16 protein-coding genes are annotated in these 15,531 nt (G+C 63.8%); 6 read left to right on the top strand and 10 right to left on the bottom strand.

The features are described from left to right. From mobA to MAB_RS08225, 5 genes are all read right to left on the bottom strand, one after another. Complete coding sequence (gene mobA, locus MAB_RS08245) at window positions 1–567, bottom strand: molybdenum cofactor guanylyltransferase (protein ID WP_005084901.1); 567 nt, start codon at window positions 565–567, stop codon at window positions 1–3. A gap of 93 nt (window positions 568–660) precedes the next feature. Further along, window positions 661–993, bottom strand: a complete 333-nt coding sequence (locus MAB_RS08240) for a transglycosylase family protein (RefSeq protein ID WP_005084899.1) — start codon at window positions 991–993, stop codon at window positions 661–663. A gap of 659 nt (window positions 994–1,652) precedes the next feature. Beyond that, on the bottom strand, window positions 1,653–1,961 hold the full coding sequence (locus MAB_RS08235) for a hypothetical protein (protein ID WP_005060178.1): 309 nt from the start codon (window positions 1,959–1,961) through the stop codon (window positions 1,653–1,655). A 196-nt stretch (window positions 1,962–2,157) separates the two neighbouring features. Next, window positions 2,158–3,264, bottom strand: a complete 1,107-nt coding sequence (locus MAB_RS08230; RefSeq protein ID WP_005084896.1) for a 2-oxoacid:ferredoxin oxidoreductase subunit beta — start codon at window positions 3,262–3,264, stop codon at window positions 2,158–2,160. Next, window positions 3,261–5,222, bottom strand: coding sequence for a 2-oxoacid:acceptor oxidoreductase subunit alpha (locus MAB_RS08225; protein WP_005096563.1), 1,962 nt, complete (start codon window positions 5,220–5,222; stop codon window positions 3,261–3,263). The genes MAB_RS08230 and MAB_RS08225 overlap by 4 nt, the downstream gene beginning before the upstream one ends. A 273-nt stretch (window positions 5,223–5,495) precedes the next feature. On the opposite strand from MAB_RS08225, the gene MAB_RS08220 reads away from it, so the two are divergent. Together MAB_RS08220 and fdhD are read left to right on the top strand one after the other, a co-directional pair. Further along, window positions 5,496–7,832: an FdhF/YdeP family oxidoreductase gene (locus MAB_RS08220; RefSeq protein WP_005110168.1), complete on the top strand. Its 2,337-nt coding sequence runs from the start codon at window positions 5,496–5,498 to the stop codon at window positions 7,830–7,832. Then, on the top strand, window positions 7,825–8,646 hold the full coding sequence (fdhD, locus tag MAB_RS08215; protein ID WP_005084892.1) for a formate dehydrogenase accessory sulfurtransferase FdhD: 822 nt from the start codon (window positions 7,825–7,827) through the stop codon (window positions 8,644–8,646). The genes MAB_RS08220 and fdhD overlap by 8 nt, the downstream gene beginning before the upstream one ends. Here fdhD and MAB_RS08210 read toward each other — a convergent pair. Continuing rightward, on the bottom strand, window positions 8,639–9,328 hold the full coding sequence (locus MAB_RS08210; RefSeq protein WP_005093122.1) for a hypothetical protein: 690 nt from the start codon (window positions 9,326–9,328) through the stop codon (window positions 8,639–8,641). The two genes, fdhD and MAB_RS08210, sit on opposite strands and share 8 nt — an antisense overlap. A 40-nt stretch (window positions 9,329–9,368) precedes the next feature. Between MAB_RS08210 and MAB_RS08205 the strand changes: the two genes are divergently transcribed. Beyond that, a complete protein-coding gene (locus tag MAB_RS08205) occupies window positions 9,369–9,530 on the top strand; it encodes a hypothetical protein (protein ID WP_005110167.1) in 162 nt (53 codons plus the stop codon). Here the strand turns inward: MAB_RS08205 and MAB_RS08200 are convergent. Next, window positions 9,527–10,189 (bottom strand): TetR family transcriptional regulator, encoded by a 663-nt coding sequence (locus tag MAB_RS08200; protein ID WP_005093121.1) that lies wholly within the window; start codon window positions 10,187–10,189, stop codon window positions 9,527–9,529. The two genes, MAB_RS08205 and MAB_RS08200, sit on opposite strands and share 4 nt — an antisense overlap. Before the next feature lie 104 nt (window positions 10,190–10,293). On the opposite strand from MAB_RS08200, the gene MAB_RS08195 reads away from it, so the two are divergent. The 3 genes from MAB_RS08195 to MAB_RS08185 are packed head-to-tail and all read left to right on the top strand — an operon-like array spanning window position 10,294 to window position 12,855. Continuing rightward, the gene (locus MAB_RS08195; RefSeq protein ID WP_005074520.1) at window positions 10,294–11,385 is read left to right on the top strand and encodes a ferredoxin reductase; all 1,092 of its coding nucleotides are present in this window, start codon (window positions 10,294–10,296) and stop codon (window positions 11,383–11,385) included. A 17-nt stretch (window positions 11,386–11,402) separates the two neighbouring features. Continuing rightward, a complete protein-coding gene (locus MAB_RS08190; protein WP_005093119.1) occupies window positions 11,403–12,614 on the top strand; it encodes a fatty acid desaturase family protein in 1,212 nt (403 codons plus the stop codon). Between the two features lie 10 nt (window positions 12,615–12,624). Further along, window positions 12,625–12,855 (top strand): hypothetical protein, encoded by a 231-nt coding sequence (locus MAB_RS08185; RefSeq protein WP_005074517.1) that lies wholly within the window; start codon window positions 12,625–12,627, stop codon window positions 12,853–12,855. A gap of 47 nt (window positions 12,856–12,902) precedes the next feature. Here MAB_RS08185 and MAB_RS08180 read toward each other — a convergent pair whose 3' ends face one another. The 3 genes from MAB_RS08180 to clpX are packed head-to-tail and all read right to left on the bottom strand — an operon-like array spanning window position 12,903 to window position 15,373. Beyond that, entirely contained in the window at window positions 12,903–13,445 is a 543-nt protein-coding gene (locus MAB_RS08180; RefSeq protein WP_005060155.1) for a GNAT family N-acetyltransferase, read from the bottom strand. Window positions 13,446–13,462: 17 nt separating this feature from the next. Next, the gene (locus tag MAB_RS08175; RefSeq protein ID WP_005087536.1) at window positions 13,463–14,074 is read right to left on the bottom strand and encodes a maleylpyruvate isomerase family mycothiol-dependent enzyme; all 612 of its coding nucleotides are present in this window, start codon (window positions 14,072–14,074) and stop codon (window positions 13,463–13,465) included. An 18-nt stretch (window positions 14,075–14,092) separates the two neighbouring features. Beyond that, entirely contained in the window at window positions 14,093–15,373 is a 1,281-nt protein-coding gene (gene clpX, locus MAB_RS08170) for an ATP-dependent Clp protease ATP-binding subunit ClpX (RefSeq protein ID WP_005060151.1), read from the bottom strand. Window positions 15,374–15,531: the final 158 nt, after the last annotated feature.

Raw genomic sequence — 15,531 nt, 5'->3', positions numbered from 1 at the left:
TCAGGGTAAGGGTGGCAACGCCGCCAGGTCGGCCGCTGTGTTCACGTTCACGATCCATTTCGGCTCGGATATCGAAATTCGTTGGGCACCAACGCGCTCGACGAGCGTGCCGAGGCGGCGCTCGCCGGCCGTGGTCAATTCATCAATGGTCTCGCATAGGCCTACGTCATAGACGGCGGCCAGATAGTGGTCCCGGCCGCCCGCGGTGGCGAGCACGATGCGATCGCCGCCCGCCGCAAGCTCGTCAATCAGAGCCGGGGCAACCAGAGGCATGTCGACTGCGCAGACGAAGGCCCGACCCGCTCCCCTTTCTGCGGCAGCCCGCAGTCCCTGCCCCATCGCCACCAGCGGCCCCTGCCCCGGCCACAGATCCTCGATCACGATGGCCCGCACATCGCCGACGTCCTGATGGGGGGCGCACACCACAATCACCGGCGCACAGCGTGAGCCCACCGTCCGCACGACGCGCCCCGCCAGAGTCTCCCCGCACCAGCGAAGAGTCGCCTTGTCGCGCCCCATGCGCCGCGATGCCCCGCCGGTGAGTACCACCGCCGCGAGTTGGTTCATGCAAGAAAGGTACGCACATATGCCAACACGCCACCAAGATGCGGGGATCCGCTCCTGGTGGCGTGTCGGAGGTGGTTCTGTGTTTCCCTGGGTCTAGCCGCGCCGCCCGCAGACGGGCCATGCACCGATCCCCTGACGGGCCAGCACGTTCTCGGCAACCCGGATCTGCTCCTCGCGCGAGGCGAGATGCGGAGAGCCGGAGCCACCGTTGGCGCGCCAGGTGCCCAGGTTGAACTGCAGACCGCCGTAGTAGCCGTTTCCGGTGTTGATCCCCCAGTTGCCACCGGACTCGCATGCGGCGATGGCATCCCAGTTGACCGGATCCGCACTCGCCGTTCCAGCCAGTGCCATCGGAGCCGCGACAAGCGCAGGGGCCATGGCCCACAGGACGGCACGGGTGGTGAGCGTTTTGCGGACGTACTTCATGTCTTTCCTCTCGCCGGGCACGCACCGACCACACCCGCTCGCGGATACCGCAGCGGGCTCAGGTACGCCTCCCAGGAGGCGGACATCTTCGTCGGATCGCGCCGTCTCGGTCGGGCGCGACAAGGGAGGCGGCTGCTGCCTCACCGGCACGTGGCGGCCGGCGGCCAGTGACCGCCTGGCGGCATTACTGGCCCCATTTACACACAGGGTTCACGGTTGGGAGCTTTGCTCCAATTTGTTGACGATCGGACCGTACGGAACCATTCTGCGAAAGTCATCTCGCGACACGCGGATACCAAACCAATAACAAAACAATTACAGAGCCAATCTTCAGCGACTAACCGCAGGTCGCTTAGGAAATTCTCAGGTTCTCTTAGAGTCGCCCCCACCTGGCCTTAGTGAGTCAGATCACGTCGATTTTGTGAGCCGTGCCACCATGGCGGCAAATCACTTGGGTCACAATAGGAACTTCAACAACATGCGGCGTGGCACATTGACAAATTCACTATATTCACTCTTTTATCAGGAGCAACACTATTTGCCATTTATCAATTGCGGCACAATTGTTTCACCCAAAAAAGGGTCACATTCACCAATTTTGCGCAATATGCGGAAAGGCCTTGGCGGAGAAGCCATTTCACCGCCCGACCGAGTGTTGATCAGCAGCGCAGCGCGACCACGGCGATCTTGCGCGAGGTCACCGGAACGGTGGTGGGATAGTTCTGGGCATCGCGCCCGGCACCCACATCCGTCACCGGAGACTGCTTCTCCACCGAGGTGACCGTGCACTTGCTCATATCTCCGGCCCCGCTCTTGGTGATGATCACCCGATAGCCGTTGGCCTTGAGCTCGTTGATGACGTCGTTGGCATTGCCGGCGCCGGGAGCGGCCGCCGCGACCACCGCCCCGCCCAACGAGACAGCGACCGCCGCCACTGCTGCCAGTACCGCAATCAGCGACTGTCTCACGGCCTTCTCACCTCACATCTCGGGCATGAAGGTTGCGTTCCCACGCCAGTTTGACCGGCCCGCAACGTCAACGTCATTGCATCTTACGAGAGCAACCGCATATCGCGCGCGAAGAGAAATCCAGCCGCCGCAAGCGCAGGACGACGAAGAGACCGAACCGCGTGCCGCCGGCACCATTGCCCGGCAGCATGCGTGCCTAGCTGACGGTCCAGGTATCGCGACCGGTCAACAGCGCCTGTAATGCGGCGGTGTCGCTCGGCTTGGCCGCGGCAGCAGCAGTCAGCTGCTCACGAGCCAGATCGTCATAGGTGGGGCGCTGCACGCTACGGAAAACGCCCATCACGGTGTGCTCCAAGTCCTGCTCGGACAGCCGTGACAATGCAAAGGCATAGGCCGGATCATCCGAATGCGCGTCGTGCACCACGATGTCCTCCACCTTCACGTCCGCGGTCTTGGCCACCTCAAGGCCGAAACCTGAACGGATGACGCAGAGTTCACCCTCGGCCCCGAAGGTGATCGGCTCGCCGTGACGCACATTGATGACGCGCTGCTCGGCGCCTTCCTTGCGCAGCAGATCGAACGACCCGTCATTGAAGATCGGGCAGTCCTGCAGAATTTCGACCAGCGCCGCCCCACGATGCGCGGCAGCCGCGCGCAGCACCTCGGACAGACCCTTCTTATCCGAGTCCAGCGCTCGCCCAACGAAAGTGGCCTCGGCGCCCAGGGCCAGCGACACCGGGTTGAACGGGTAATCCAACGAGCCCATCGGCGTGGACTTGGTGACCTTGCCCGTCTCCGAGGTCGGCGAATACTGCCCCTTGGTGAGACCGTAGATCCGGTTGTTGAACAGCAGGATGGTCAGGTTCACGTTGCGGCGCAAGGTGTGGATCAGGTGGTTACCACCGATCGACAGCGCGTCGCCGTCACCGGTCACCACCCACACCGACAGGTCCTCACGAGCCAATGCCAGACCGGTCGCGATGGCCGGGGCACGCCCGTGAATCGAGTGCATGCCATAGGTGTCCAAGTAGTACGGGAACCTGCTGGAGCAGCCGATACCGCTGATGAACACGATGTTCTCGCGCTTGAGGCCAAGCTCGGGCAGGAAGCCACGGATGGTGTTGAGGATGACGTAGTCACCGCAGCCCGGGCACCAGCGCACCTCCTGATCGGAGGTGAAGTCCTTCGCCTTCTGCTCCTCATCGGTGGTCGGCACCAGAGCATTTGCGGTCAGGCCAAGCTCCAGTCCGTTCAGGCTGCCGGTTCCGTTCGCGGTGCTGGCTTCGTTCAACAAGTCGGTCATGCTCGATCCCCTACGGCCACCGCGGATTCACGCGCGAGAACAGCCTTCTGACTTTCCTTTTCGGCGAGCGACCCGTCCAGGGCCGCATCGATGATTTCTTCGACCTCGTCGGCGAGGAAGGCCATACCCTGCACCTTCGTCACCGATTGCACATCCACCAGATACTTGCCGCGCAGCAGCAGTGACAACTGGCCCATGTTCATCTCCGGCGCCACCACCTTGGGGTACTTGCGGAGCACCTCACCCAGATTCTGCGGGAAGGGGTTGAGATGTCGTAGATGCGCGTGGGCAACCTTGAGTCCCTTACGACGGGCACGCCGGCACGCCTCACCGATCGGGCCGTACGAACTGCCCCAGCCGATCATGAGGAGCTGAGCGTCACCGGTCGGATCGTCAACCTCCAAGTCCGGCACCGTGATTCCGTCGATCTTGAGCTGGCGCAACCGCACCATGAGGTCGTGGTTGGCCGGGTCATAGGAGATATTGCCCGAGCCGTTGGCCTTCTCCAGACCACCGATGCGGTGCTCCAGACCCGGGGTTCCGGGAACGGCGAACTGACGAGCCAGCGTCTCCGGATCACGGTTGTAAGGTGCGAAATCCTGGTCAGGAGAGGCGAAGGTGTGCTGGATTGCCGGATAGCTTGCGATATCCGGGATTGCCCACGGCTCGGAGCCGTTGGCGATCGCGCCGTCCGACAGGATCATCACCGGAGTCCGGTAGGTCAGTGCGATCCGCACGGCCTCGATGGCGATGTCGAAGCAGTCCGAGGGCGAACGAGGGGCCAGCACCGCGATGGGGGACTCGCCGTTGCGGCCGTACAGGGCCTGCAACAGGTCGGCCTGCTCGGTCTTGGTGGGTAGGCCTGTCGACGGCCCACCGCGCTGCACATCGATGACCAGCAGCGGCAGCTCTGTCATCACCGCCAGGCCCACGGCCTCACTCTTGAGCGCCACGCCGGGCCCCGAGGTGCTCGTGACACCCAGGGCACCTCCGAACGAAGCACCAAGGGCCGCACCAATTCCGGCGATCTCGTCTTCGGCCTGGAAGGTCAGTACATCGAAGTTCTTGTACTTGCTCAGCTCGTGCAGGATGTCCGAGGCCGGGGTGATCGGATACGTGCCGAGCACCACCTTGGTGTTCGCGAGCCGGCCCGCCGCGACAACGCCGTACGCCATCGCGGTGTTACCGGAGACCTGTCGGTATTCGCCGGCGGGCAGTGACGCCTTGGCCACCTCATAGGTGGTTCCGAATGCCTCGGTGGTCTCGCCGTAGTTCCAGCCCGCCCGGAAGGCCAGGATGTTGGCCTCGGCCACGTCGGGTTTCTTCGCGAATTTCTCGCGCAGGAACTGCTCTGTGCCCTCCAGCGGGCGGTGGTACATCCAGGACAGCAGCCCCAGCGCAAACATGTTCTTGGTACGCGCGCCGTCCTTCTTGGAGACACCGGCAGGCTCGACCGCGCCGAGCGCCAGGGTGGTCATCGGCACCTGATAGACCACGTAGTCGGACATATCGTCATGCTCCAGCGGATCCGACTGGTAGCCGACCTTGGCGAGGTTGCGCTTGGTGAATTCGTCGGAGTTGGCGATCACCATGCCGCCGCGCGGCAGGTCGCCGATGTTCGCCTTCAGCGCCGCCGGGTTCATCGCCACCAACACATCGGGCCGGTCGCCCGCGGTGAGGATGTCGTAGTCGGCAATCTGAATCTGGAAAGAGGAGACACCGGGCAGCGTGCCCTGAGGGGCGCGGATCTCGGCAGGGTAATTCGGCTGGGTTGCGAGGTCGTTGCCGAAGATCGCAGCCTCGGAGGTGAATCGGTCTCCGGTGAGCTGCATACCGTCGCCAGAGTCTCCAGCAAACCGGATGACGACTTTTTCCAGCTTCTCCGATACGGCTCCGTCGCCCACCGGTGACCTACCTTTCACGACGAACTCTGGCGGTGACGGTACGTACGCCACCATTCAGCAGAGTTTTCTGTCACTCTCGGTACCGATTATTGCACTTTCACACCGCTGACCTTGACCAGGGCATACCCTCAGGTGCAAAACTTGACACCTGTCGAGCTATTCCCGCTGCCTGGCCAGTGCCGTTACCGCGCTACCCGCCGGTAGACGTGAGGCAAATCACAAGGATCAGCCAAGCATCTGCTTGGTTACTCCCCCGCACCGTCCACCGCGGAAATGTCAGCAGGGGTTGTGGCGCCCGAATGGCACCACAGGTCCAGAATGAGAACCATGACCGGGCACCGGATACCGACAGCCCATCACGACGGGCAGGCCGAACCCAGCGGAGACGCCGAGGCCGATATCGCCGTTACCGGGGCCAAGAGCGTGGCGGCGGGACTGACGGCGGTCGGGGTTTCCCTGCAACGCGGTATCGAACAAATGGGACCGCTACGCACCGCCGCGACACTGACCAAGCTGAATCAGCGTCACGGCTTTGATTGCCCCGGTTGCGCCTGGCCGGAGACCCCCGGCCACCGCAAACTCGCTGAGTTCTGCGAAAACGGAGCCAAGGCCGTCGCCGAGGAGGCCACCACACGCACCGTCACCCCCGCGTTCTTCGCAGAACACTCCGTCGAGGAACTTCGGCAGGCACCCGAATACTGGCTCAGCCAGCAAGGCCGCTTAACCCACCCGATGGTGCTGCGCCCGGGTGAAGCGCACTACCGCCCTATCGACTGGGACGACGCCTATGCGCTCATCGCCGACGAGATCAGGGCGGCCGACGACCCCGATCGGTTGGTTTTCTATACCTCGGGCCGTACCAGTAACGAGGCCGCATTCTGCTACCAGCTGCTGGTCCGCAGCCTGGGCACCAACAACCTGCCCGACTGTTCCAACATGTGCCACGAATCGTCCGGCACGGCACTGACGGACTCGATCGGTATCGGCAAGGGCTCGGTGTCGGTGCCCGATGTTGAGCACGCCGACGTAATCCTCATCGCGGGCCAGAACCCCGGCACCAACCATCCCCGCATGCTGTCCGTACTGGAAAAGGCGAAAGCCAACGGCGCCAAGATCATTGCCGTCAATCCGCTGCCCGAAGCGGGCCTACTCAGATTCAAGGATCCGCAAAAGGTCCACGGCGTCGTCGGCCATGGTGTGGCGATTGCCGACGAGTTCGTGCAGATCCGCCTCGGCGGCGACATGGCATTGTTCGCAGGGCTCGGCAGACTGCTACTGGAGGCCGAAGACGCCAGCCCGGGGCGCATCGTCGACCGGCGATTCATCGAAAAACACTGTGCGGGTTACGAAGAATGGGCCGAGCGCACACGCGCCGTCGACTGGGAAACCGTCACCCGGGCAACGGGTATCGATATGGACCAGCTCCGGACCGTGGCCGACATGCTGGCCAATTCACAGCGCACCATTTTCTGCTGGGCAATGGGGCTTACCCAGCACCGGCACGCGGTGGCCACCATCGGCGAGGCGACGAACCTGCTGTTGATGCGCGGCATGATCGGCAAGCCCGGTGCCGGGGTGTGCCCGGTGCGCGGCCACTCGAACGTCCAGGGCGACCGCACCATGGGTATTTGGGAGAAGATGCCCGAATCATTTTTGGCCGCATTGGATTCCGAGTTCGGAATCTCCACGCCCCGCAAGCACGGGTTCGACACTGTCGACGCGATCCGGGCCATGCGGGACGGCAAGGTCGGTGTCTTCATCGGGATGGGCGGCAACTTCGCCTCGGCGACGCCCGATACCGCCGTCACCGAGGCCGCGCTGCGCAACTGCTCCCTCACCGTGCAGATCTCCACCAAGCTCAACCGCAGCCACCTGGTGAACGGTCGCACCGCACTCATCCTGCCCACTCTCGGACGCACCGACAAAGACATCCAGAAGTCGGGTAAACAGCTTGTTTCCGTTGAGGATTCGATGTCCATGGTGCATCTTTCACGCGGCAGTCTGCACCCGCCGAGCACGCTGCTGCGCAGCGAGGTCGCCATCGTGTGCGAGCTGGCCCGGACAATCCTGGGACCCGCGCATCCCGTGCCCTGGGAACGTTTCGCCGACGACTACGACACCATTCGCGACGCGATCTCACGGGTGGTACCCGGATGTGCCGACTACAACGCCAAGGTGCGCCGGCCGGACGGCTTTGCGCTGCCACACCCGCCACGTGACGATCGCCAGTTCCCCACCCACACGGGTAAGGCCAACTTCTCCGCCGCACCGCTGGAGTGGGTGCCGGTGCCCGAAGGGCGTCTGGTACTGCAGACGTTACGCAGTCACGATCAATACAACACGACCATTTACGGGTTAGACGACCGCTATCGCGGCGTGAAGGGGGGTCGGCGCGTGGTCTTCGTCAACCCGGAAGACCTGACGGCATTTGGGTTGTCTGAGGGCTCGCGGGTTGATCTGGTGTCCGAATACCCGGGGTCCGACGGCACACTCGAGGAACGCCGGGCCGAGGACTTTCTTGTCGTACCCTATTCCACCCCGCGCGGCAATGCCGCCGCGTATTATCCGGAAACCAATCCGCTTGTCCCCCTTGATCATGTCGCGGAAAGATCCAACACTCCGGTGTCCAAGGCCGTCGTGATCCGATTGGTCGCCCGTGGGTAGGGTCACCGACAGGCGCAAGGTCCGGCGCATCGAGGGCGTGGGGCGTGGCGACCGCAGCGAGACACTCGTGGTCGAGGAACCCCTGGAAATTCGGGTGAACGGGCAGGCGGTGGCCGTCACCATGCGCACTCCCGGCTCCGATGTCGAACTCACTCAAGGCTTCCTGCTCACCGAGGGGGTCATTGCCAGCCGCGACGACCTGCTCACCGTGCGGTACTGCCAGGGCGAGGGACCCGATGGCCTGAACACCTACAACGTTCTGGACGTCGCTCTCGCCCCGGGCGTGGCCGCGCCGGACCCCACGGTGACGCGGAACTTCTACACCACGTCCTCGTGCGGTGTGTGCGGCAAGGGTTCGCTGGACGCGGTGCGAACCATCAGCCGTTTCTCCCCCGGTGACGACCCGTCCACCATCGGATCGAACACGCTGGCCGGCCTGCCGGACAAACTTCGCTCGAGACAAAAGGTTTTCGCGACGACCGGCGGGCTACATGCGGCCGCGCTGTTCACCCTGGATGGGACCGTGCTGGCGGTGCGCGAGGACATCGGCCGGCACAACGCGGTGGACAAGGTCATCGGGTGGGCACTCGAAAACGACAAGGTGCCACTGACCGGGACTGTGCTGCTGGTGAGTGGGCGCGCCTCCTTCGAACTCGCCCAGAAGGCAACCATGGCAGGCATTCCCATTCTGGCCGCGGTGTCGGCGCCCTCGTCCCTGGCTGTGGATCTCGCGGCACAATCGGGGATGACGCTGGTGGCATTCCTGCGAGAGGACAGCATGAACATCTACACCCGAGCGGATCGAGTCAGCTAGCCGCCGGCACGTCGACAGCGATTTCCCTGCTCAATGAATAACCGGGCGCCAACGGCAGATTGTCACCGCTCCAGAACGATCCCGGATCGAAGTAGTTCGAACGCTTCTCGGTGACGAGCAACCCCATCTCCTCCAGGGTGATCGCCACCGTCTCGGCACAAAACGCGGTCTCCAGCCCGGCCTGCCGCTTCTTCTGGATATCGCGCTCGGCCGCCTCGCGAACCTTCTTGTGCACGAAGGGAAGTCCACGCGTGAGGTCACTGACCGTCGGCAGCCGGCCGCGCATCCAGCGGCCCGTCAACCGCGCGGTCGCTGGAAACGGCGTGCCGTCCATGCGCGCCACCACACGCAGCGCGATGTCCTCCTGCTCACGGCTCACCCGCGGGCTGAGCTGGCGCAGCCAGCACCGCTGCCCATACACGTGTGCCCAGCGCTCGATCGCCTCGCGGGCATCGTGTAATTGCACGCCCCGATGGTTGTCGCCCGTCCACACATCGGTGAGCTTGTTGCCCAGTTCCGCGTGCCACATCAGTGGCGGCAGATCATCGATGGCCAACGTCATACCGACATGGTTGACCGGGCTGTTCGACAACGTCTGGATCAGCCGGTCCGGGCCCGAGCGCCCGCGGAACACCCAAATATCGCCGGTCCGTGTCGCGTCGAGCGCCTCCTCGATCGACACACTCGCTTGCTCGGTCATGTTGGCACCGTAGCCTGGACCGATGGCCAACATCTGGAAGTGGGTCGGGCTCGCCGGAGCCGTCGGAGTGGCCGCCGGAGGCGTGCTGGTCGCCCGCGATCAACGCAAACGTGAGGCGTACACCGTCGAAGAGATCCGCGATCGGCTACATCAACGACTGGGCGAATCGGAGCCTCGCGGCTAGCGCTGTGCCGGTTTCCAGTTCTGTAGACCGACGAACGCCATCGTCAACGCGTTGGAAGCGCTGTCGACCACCTCGGTGGTGTCGGTGTCGGGCTGAACCAACTCGGCCACCGCGTTGGCGGCGATCGACAGGATGAGGTTCGCCGCCGTCGTCAGGTCGGCGGAATCCCATAACCGCATCTGATCGCGTCGGGCCAGGTCAATCGCCAGCTCGCCTGCCAGCAGCCGCATCTCGATGTTCACTGCTCGCCGCACCTCCGTGGGGGCGGTGTACCGCTCGGTGACAACAAACCGCAGCTGATCCGGGTTTTCCTGAACCTGCTCGGCCAGGATGCGCATCGACTCCGCCAACGTCGCCGGTTCACGACGGCGTATCTCTCGTGCGATTCCGCGGGCAATGCGCATGCCCTCCTCGGCCAGCGCCACGCCCAGGTCGTCCAGGGAGGAGAAGTGTCGATAGAACGCCGTCGGTGAAATGCCCGCACCGCGGGCGACATCACGCAGGCTCAGTCCCGAGAACGCCTGTGTACGTGAGAGCTCGAGGGCGGCCTCCATCAGAGCGGTGCGGGTGCGCAGTTTCTGCTCACCCCGGACCGAATCCCGGCGCGAGGACGCACCCGCACGCGCTCCCCGCTCGCGGTGACTGGTCATGACGATCACTGTATCGCTGTGATGACCGACACGGTGATTACGGCTTGACTGAGTGGGGGCATATTGGTTCACAATTTCAGTGTACATTCGTTAACCTAACGGAGGGAGTTCGAATGACATTTCTAACTAAAGCCACCCGGCGCATCCTCACCCCCGACTCGTCGCTGGGCAGGCTGCTGACAGCCGCCCTGACCCCGCACGCCGTTGACCGCTACCTCGAGCTGGTCGACCCGATGATCACCTGGGAAGAGGCTCGCGCCCGCGTTATCCGCGTGCAGCGCCGTACCACCCGGTCGGTGACCCTGACGTTGCGCACAACACACCAGTTCAAAGGCTTTCACGCAGGTCAGTTCGTACAACTGGGCGTCGTGATCGACGGTGTGCGGCACGTCCGCTGCTTCTCCCCGTCCTGTGCCGACGACGCCAGGGAGATCATCGAGCTGACCATCGCGCGCCGTCCCGATGGTCTCGTCTCGAACTACCTTTACAAGCACGCCGCCGTGGGGGACGTGTACAGCATCACCCCCGCCGCGGGCACGTTCGTCCTACCCGCACCCCGGCCCATCCGCACGCTCCTGATCGCAGCCGGAAGTGGGATTACACCCGTGCTCTCAATGGCAAGAACACTCGTCGGCAATGGCTACCCGGGACAGCTCGCCGTGCTCTACTACGCGCCGACTGCCGCGGATAACGCCTACGCCGGTGAACTGGCCGCTCTCGGGGAGGTGCCGTCGGTGACGGTGCGGGTGGAGTACACCCGCGACGGCGGGCAACACTTCAGCGCCGAACAGCTGCAGGCCGTCGCACCCTGGCATGCCGACGCGCAGACCTTCCTGTGCGGGCCGCCGTCATTGCACGAGGCGGTCAGCGCGCTATACGCCGAACGCGGACTCTCCGACCGTCTGCACACCGAGGAATTCACCCTCGCCACCGCGGGCAACACCGGCGAGGCCGGGGGCGTGCTGCGCTTCGCGACATCGGGCATCACCGCCGAGAACGACGGACGACCGATCCTCGAACAGGCCGAGGCGGCCGGCCTGCAGCCCGAATTCGGCTGCCGGATGGGAATCTGCTTCGCCTGCACCGCGGTGAAGACATCCGGGTGCACCCGCAACCTGCGCACCGGCGATGAGAACGACGATCCCGATCAACATATCCAGCTCTGCATCACCGCGCCCGTCGGTGACGTCTCGATCAACCTCTAGACCCCAGGAGATAGACGATGACCAGCAACGAAATCACCATCAGCGCAGCGGATATCGAAGCGCTGGGCAAGGACCTCGATGAATTGCGCGACCGTATCGTCGCCGACTTGGGCGATCGCGACCGCGAGTACATCTACTCGATCATCAAGACACAGCGCGGCTGCGAGGTCGCCGGGCGGGCCCTGATGTACTTGGGATTCATCCCGCCGGTGTGGCTCGCCGCCGTGGGCGCCCTGTCCGTCTCCAAGATCCTGGACAACATGGAGATCGGCCACAATGTAATGCACGGCCAGTACGACTGGATGCGCGAAAAGGGCCTCAACTCACGCGAGTTCGAATGGGACACGGTGTGCCCCGCCGACCAGTGGCGGCACTCGCACAACTACATGCACCACACCTACACCAACATCGTCGACATGGACCGCGACGTGGGTTACGGCATCCTGCGCATGGCACCCGAACAGAAGTGGAACCCCTACTACCTGGGCAATCTGGCCTGGGCAACCGCGCTGATGGTGTTCTTCGAGTGGGGCGTCATGGTGCACGAGCTCGAGGCCGAGAACATCGTAAGGGGCAAGCGCAAGTGGTACGACCTCAAACCGCTGATCAAAGGCATGTGGCGTAAGGCCAGTAAACAAGTTCTCAAGGACTACGTGATCTTCCCCGCGCTCACCGGGCCGCTGTTCCCGATCACCTTCCTGGGCAACATGTCTGCCAACTTCGTGCGCAATCTGTGGACGTTCTCGATCATCTTCTGCGGGCACTTCCCGTCCGGCACCCAGACCTTCTCCAAGGAGGAAACCGCCAACGAGACGCGGGGCGAATGGTATCTGCGGCAGTTGCTCGGCTCGGCGAACATCGAGGGCGGCAGGCTCTTTCACATCATGAGCGGCAACCTGTCCCACCAGATCGAGCACCATTTGTTCCCCGATCTGCCGGCGAACCGCTACCCGGAGATGGCCACCGAGGTGCGCGAGCTGTGCCAGAAGTACGGTCTGCCCTACAACACGGGCGGCTTGTTCGCCCAGCTCTCATCGACCTGGAAGAAGATCGCCCGCCTGTCGCTGCCCAACGGCTGGTTCCGCGGTGATGACCAGCTCGTGGTCCACATCGAACGGAACAAGCACAAGGAAGCGGCCACCACCCCGGAGCCCGAGGTCATCGTCGTTGACGAGCGCGGCAACGTGATGTCCCCGGCCAGCGGCGCCGGCGAGCTGGTGGACGCGTAAGTTAGGGGACGTGGTGAGCAAGTTCGAACGCAACAAGGACCTGGCCCAAGAGGTCGTGTCGTCCGCCGCCGAGCATGTCGGTGAGATCGCCAAGATCATCACCAATGCGGTGGTCGACGTCACCAGGCAGATCGGTGAGATCGCCACGGACGCCTTCGAGATGCGTGAAGCGGCCCAGCGCGCCGAGCAGGACCGTTCTCGGCACATCACCGACCCCGACGAAGACCCCGCCGCGCACTGATCGGTCCCTGACGGGCGCGGCGCTCCGCTAACCGGCGAGCGTCGCGCTCAGTCGGAGGCGTCCCGCCAGTCGGTCGCGGTGATGGTGAAATACACGTAGTCCTCCAGGGCACCGTTGATCTCGCGCTTTTGGCGATGGTGCTCGTGAGCGCCAATCTTGGCGAGCGCCTTCTGCGATCTGAGATTAGCGGCGGCCACGTGGAACCACACCAGGTCGGCGTTGATGAACGCATAATCCAACATGAGCGTCTTGAGCTCGGCGTTGACGGTGCCACCCCAGTACTCACGGGTGATGAAGGTGTATCCGATCGCCACCTCGCGCTTGTCCGGATCCCACTCGTAAAAACGCGAAGACCCGATCATCTCCCCTGTCGAGTGATCGATGATGACAAGAGATTTGGCGGCAAGAGCCTCCGCGAACCACTTCTCGAAGACCGGCCGCTCGTAACGGTCCGAGCTGGGGTGTTGTGCCCAGATCAGCGGATCGTTGGCGGCACGGTACAGCGGCTCAAGGTCGTCTTCTCCCAACGGGCGCAGGGTGAGCGTTGGCCCCTCTAGCGTCGGTTGGCTCAGGAACTCGGTGGACATCATCACCAGCTTACGAGCAGCTACGAAATATGTTGCGCCAGGGTAGATTTACCAGGCCCCTCAAGCTCGGCAAGCGCACAGGGACGGGCAGCCATCGCCATCAGCAGGGCCTCCGCCGGCCCGGTGACCTCGGGTCCGCTCCCCCGTGACCAGTCGAGGTCGGTGGCCACCAGCCGCACCCCACGCGCCCGGAGCGCTCCGCGCACCGGTGGTGCCCACCGCGCGAAATCCATGGCCACGGTCAACCGGTCGCCGGGAATCTGACGCGGCATCCCCAGCGGGCGCCGGATGTCTTGTTGATGGATGATGCCGTCCAGCAAGGCGATCCGGCCGCCGAACCCTGATGTGAGCACGCCCGGCGTTTGGGCGGCACGCACCATCGCCAGCAACTCCTGCGGCGTGCGGCCGGCCAATTCGGCAACGCGGTTGGCATTGGCCTTGTTGGGGTTGAAACCTGCCTTGGCCACTCGGGAGTAGAACTCGGCACGGCTCAGATCTTCGTACCCGATCATGTGCGTGACCACGTCACGCACCCGCCATTGGGTGCACAACGAGGGCGCATCCCACTGCTCGGCGGTCAATCCGGCCAGAAAGTCGGCGAGGTCGATACGCTCGGCCCGCGCCAGCTCCATGGCGCTCTGCACGAGGACCTACGCGGACTTGTCGCGCCGCTCGGTGCGCGAGGGCTTACGCGGAACGATCGTCGGCAGCACGTTGTCGATCACGGTCTCTCCGGTCACAACGACCTTGGCGACATCGTCGCGGCTCGGGATGTCGTACATCACCGGCTGCAAGACTTCCTCCATGATGGCGCGCAGACCGCGGGCACCGGTGCCACGGTGGATGGCCTGATCGGCGATGGCCTCCAGCGCGTCCTGGCTGAATTCCAGCTCGACCCCGTCCATCTCGAAGAGGCGGGTGTACTGCTTCACCAACGCGTTCTTCGGCTCGGACAGAATCTTGATGAGCGACTCGCGATCAAGGTTGGTCACCGAGGCGACGATCGGCAGACGGCCGATGAACTCGGGGATGAGCCCGAACTTGATCAGATCCTCGGGCATGACCTCTGCGAAGTGGTCGGTGGTGTCGATGTCGGCCTTGGACTTGACCTCGGCGCCGAAGCCCAGGCCGCGCTTGCCGACACGATCCGAAACGATCTTCTCCAGGCCTGCGAATGCGCCCGCCACGATGAAGAGCACGTTGGTGGTGTCGATCTGGATGAACTCCTGATGCGGGTGCTTGCGGCCACCCTGCGGGGGCACCGAGGCCTGCGTGCCTTCCAGGATCTTCAGCAACGCCTGCTGTACGCCCTCACCGGAGACATCGCGGGTGATGGACGGGTTCTCGCTCTTGCGGGCGATCTTGTCGACCTCGTCGATGTAGATGATGCCGGTCTCGGCACGCTTCACGTCGTAGTCGGCGGCCTGAATCAGCTTGAGGAGAATGTTCTCCACATCCTCGCCGACATATCCGGCCTCGGTCAGCGCGGTGGCATCTGCGATCGCGAACGGCACGTTGAGCATCTTGGCGAGCGTCTGCGCCAGGTAGGTCTTGCCGCAGCCGGTCGGGCCGAGCATCAAGATATTGGACTTGGCCAGTTCAACGGTCTCGCCGCGGGCGTCGCGAGCCTTGTCCCCGGCCTGGATGCGCTTGTAGTGGTTGTAGACGGCGACAGCCAGCGTCTTCTTCGCGGTGTCCTGGCCGATGACGTAGTTCTCCAGGAAGTCGCGGATCTCTGCGGGCTTGGGCAGTTCATCAAGCTTGACGTCGTCGGCGTCGGCCAACTCCTCTTCGATGATCTCGTTGCAGAGGTCGATGCATTCATCGCAGATGTACACGCCGGGGCCGGCGATGAGCTTCTTGACCTGCTTCTGGCTCTTTCCGCAGAACGAGCATTTCAGCAGGTCGCCGCCGTCTCCGATACGTGCCATGGTGGCCAGTCCTACTTCCTGTCACGCGGTGGTGGATCGTGGTGTCAACACGTCCTCTGACCTGTTGGTCCCGACGCTACCCGCAATATCGGCCGCACCGCGACCGATAAAGCGAATCGCACCGACGGCATTTACGCGCTGCCGTGCTGGAGAACATA

The organism is Mycobacteroides abscessus ATCC 19977 (assembly GCF_000069185.1).
GTDB lineage: Bacteria > Actinomycetota > Actinomycetes > Mycobacteriales > Mycobacteriaceae > Mycobacterium > Mycobacterium abscessus.
This window is presented reverse-complemented; position numbering and strand designations above follow the sequence as displayed.